Source organism: Coralloluteibacterium thermophilum (assembly GCF_042654365.1).
GTDB classification, from domain to species: Bacteria; Pseudomonadota; Gammaproteobacteria; order Xanthomonadales; family Xanthomonadaceae; genus Coralloluteibacterium; species Coralloluteibacterium thermophilum.
In genome coordinates, this window is the sequence record NZ_JBHSGG010000013.1 from 1 (window position 1) to 2,101 (window position 2,101).

The window sequence follows — 2,101 nt, forward strand, 5'->3', positions numbered from 1 at the left end:
TGAGTTCTCGGCGCCATCGGTAAGTCACTGATCTTTAACGGACAGTGGCGGACAGAAAGGGCGTCAGGAGACTCACCTACTGCACAAAAACTGCACCGTTTCAGGCGATCCGACTGATCGCGTCTACTAGCTGTTGCGGGGAGAGGTGAGCATATCGCTTTGTCACTGTCGGTGAGCTGTGACCGAGGAACTCACCGACAACATACAGGGGCACGCCCGCCTGGACGAGCCATGATGCGCATGTGTGTCGCAGGTCGTGCCAGCGGCAGTCGATCCCTGTAGCCGCCCGGGCTGCCGTCCACTCCTCCTTGAGCCTCCGGTCGCCGATGCCCAGCGGCAGTCGCTTTGCGAGCTCTCTGACCTTAGGGTGTAGGGGGACCATCTGTAGCGTGCGCGTCTTGCTTGAGCGGTCCAGTCGGATGAAGTCGCCCTGCACGTCGTGGTGCGTGAGCCGCAGCAGGTGGCCGCGCCGGATCCCGGTGTACGCCGCCAGCATGACGTAACCGGCCGCCTCGTCCGACAGACAGGCCGCCGCGAGACGCTCGACTTCCTCGGTCGTCAGGAACCGCTCGCGCGGCGTCTCGGCCAGCAGGTTGATCGCCACCGGACGGTCCATCCAGCCCCACTCCAGCAGTGCTGCCCGGCAGACCTGGCGCAGGATTCGGCCCTTGTGGTTGACCGTAGCCGCCGCCTTGCCCTGCATCGCTGCTTTGACCTCGGCCCACACCTGAGGTGCTTCGGTGAGCTTCCTGCCGCGGATGAAGGGCAGCAGCATGCGGCAGTGGTTGCGGGTCTGGCGCGCCGATGCGAGCCGCGGCACGTGCTCCGTTAGCCAGCGCTCCAACGCTTCTTCGATCAGCCTTTCCGGCTCGCGACCAGCCGCAGCGTCCTTGACGGACGCGAGCCACTGGCGTTCGAAGTGCTTTGCGTCTTGGTAGCTCCAGTGCCGAGAAGCTTTTCTAAGCGTTCGCCCACCAAAACAGATGGTGACTTGATAGCTGCCATTGGCGCGTTTTTTGACTGGCACGACTTCACTCGTTTGCGGGCCCAGTAGGCGCGCAGATCATCGGGGTGGATACGGTCGGATTTCGGTCCCGAGCCAAGGCGGACCACTGCTAGCTCGCCAGCGGCGGCCGCCCGGCGCAGGGTCCTAGCGGAGCATGAGCACCGCTCCGCCGCCTCGTCGAACGTCAGGAGTTTCTCAGCTGCTCCCATGCTTCCTCCGGCTCATCCCCCGCACCTCTTAGCCTCGGCGGCGTTGAGAGTGACGCTCACTGGACCGCCCACCGCATTTCCGCGCGCCTGGTCGACGGCGGGTGGCGCGGGGAGCGGACGCCAGTGGGTGGCGTAGAAGCCAGTCGCGGCGGCAGACCTGTCCCATGCGCAGTCCGTCCAAATGTTCTGGCGCTCATCGCAGAACATCACGACGCGATCGGCGTTCGGGCACGTCTCAATCGGCCTCCATTCATCCTCCCGCGCCGCTTCGAGGGCGGCTTCGAGTTCTGCGATACGTGCGGCCTGCGCTGCCAGCAAGTCGTCCTTGCTAGCGAATTGGCTCATAGTCAACTCATCCACGGCCTTCCTCCTGTTCGCGCAGCAGGGCGTCAATTTCATCTTCAAGCTCAACCGTCCGCTTGATAGCGGCATGGTCGCGGCTGAACTTCGGAGCGTGTCGATACTCCCGCAACGCCTCCGCCAGCCGCTCGGCTCGGGCGATGGCGTCGGCGGCTTGGGCTGCCTTCTCGGCCGCGTACTGGTCGCGCCGCTGTGCGCTCATGTGCAGCTCGCCCATCTCCGCCCGCAGCGCCTCGATCTCGACCTCCAGTTTGCGCGCGCGGATCTCTGCATCGCACACGGCCTCCGGCTGGTAGGGAAGCAGCTCGTCGGAGATGGTGTCCGGGTCCGGCAGCGGTTCGCCGTTCGCTGCTTCGCTCAACCGGTCCAGCCAGATCTCGGGCGCGTCGTGCACCCCCGCCATCTGGTAGGCGCATCCNCCCCCGCCATCTGGTAGGCGCATCCAGCGATGGCACGCAGCGCCTCGATCTCGGCAGCCTGTGCGGCGGTGGCGTGCTTGACACAGGCGCGGGCGTAGTCGTGCATG

At 65.4% G+C, this 2,101-nt stretch carries 3 protein-coding genes and 1 pseudogene; all 4 read right to left on the reverse strand.

Annotation, left to right across the window (positions count from 1 at the left end; all coding sequences use genetic code 11):
• Window positions 1-100 precede the first annotated feature (100 nt).
• Complete coding sequence (locus ACFO3Q_RS04780; protein ID WP_377003498.1) at window positions 101-1,027, reverse strand: tyrosine-type recombinase/integrase; 927 nt, start codon at window positions 1,025-1,027, stop codon at window positions 101-103.
• A gap of 23 nt (window positions 1,028-1,050) precedes the next feature.
• A pseudogene (locus ACFO3Q_RS04785) lies at window positions 1,051-1,215 on the reverse strand (excisionase family DNA-binding protein); the annotation flags it as partial.
• Window positions 1,216-1,227: 12 nt separating this feature from the next.
• Window positions 1,228-1,575, reverse strand: a complete 348-nt coding sequence (locus tag ACFO3Q_RS04790; RefSeq protein ID WP_377003497.1) for a hypothetical protein — start codon at window positions 1,573-1,575, stop codon at window positions 1,228-1,230.
• The gene (locus ACFO3Q_RS04795) at window positions 1,568-1,969 is read right to left on the reverse strand and encodes a hypothetical protein (protein WP_377003499.1); all 402 of its coding nucleotides are present in this window, start codon (window positions 1,967-1,969) and stop codon (window positions 1,568-1,570) included. Before ACFO3Q_RS04795 ends, ACFO3Q_RS04790 begins: the two co-directional genes overlap by 8 nt.
• Window positions 1,970-2,101 lie beyond the last annotated feature (132 nt).